We start from the raw sequence: 586 nt of genomic DNA, 5'->3' as shown, positions 1-586 counted from the left end.
CAATTACGCCTCATTCAGACTTTTCTTGATTAAACGAAAGGAACCCTACTATGACCACCGAATTTCGTATTGAAACCGACAGCATGGGCGAAGTAAAAGTCCCGGCGAATGCCTTGTATCAAGCGCAAACTCAGCGCGCTATCGATAACTTCGCATTCAGCCAGCACACCATGCCAAGCGGTTTCATCCAAGCTTTAGCCCACATCAAACAGACGGCAGCACTGACCAACGCACAACTAGGGTTACTGGAAGGTGATATCGCCAATGCGATTGCAGACGCCGCGCAAGCCATTATTGATGGCCAGCATCTCGATCAGTTCCCTATCGACCTGTTCCAAACCGGTTCTGGGACAAGCTCCAACATGAACGCTAATGAAGTGATTGCCACGCTCGCGTCTGAATTGCTTGGCGGCAACGTCAACCCGAATGACCACGTTAACATGGGTCAAAGCAGTAACGATGTGGTGCCGACGGCGATTCAAGTCAGCTCAGCACTTGCTATTGAACACAAGTTGTTGCCTGCACTGGCTCATCTTAGCCAAAGCCTAGAAACCAAGAAGCAAGCTTTGCAAGGTGTGGTAAAAAC

Annotated in this window: 1 protein-coding gene; it reads left to right on the top strand. The window is 49.7% G+C overall.

All coding sequences use genetic code 11. The features are described 5' to 3' along the window. Positions 1-50: 50 nt before the first annotated feature. A partial coding sequence (locus R8N49_RS28950) for a lyase family protein (protein WP_318190679.1) occupies positions 51-586 on the top strand: 536 nt, incomplete at its 3' end.

Source organism: Vibrio sp. 1978 (genome assembly GCF_033344345.1).
The sequence above is the reverse complement of the archived record's forward strand: the minus strand, read 5'-3'. Positions and strand labels throughout refer to the sequence as shown.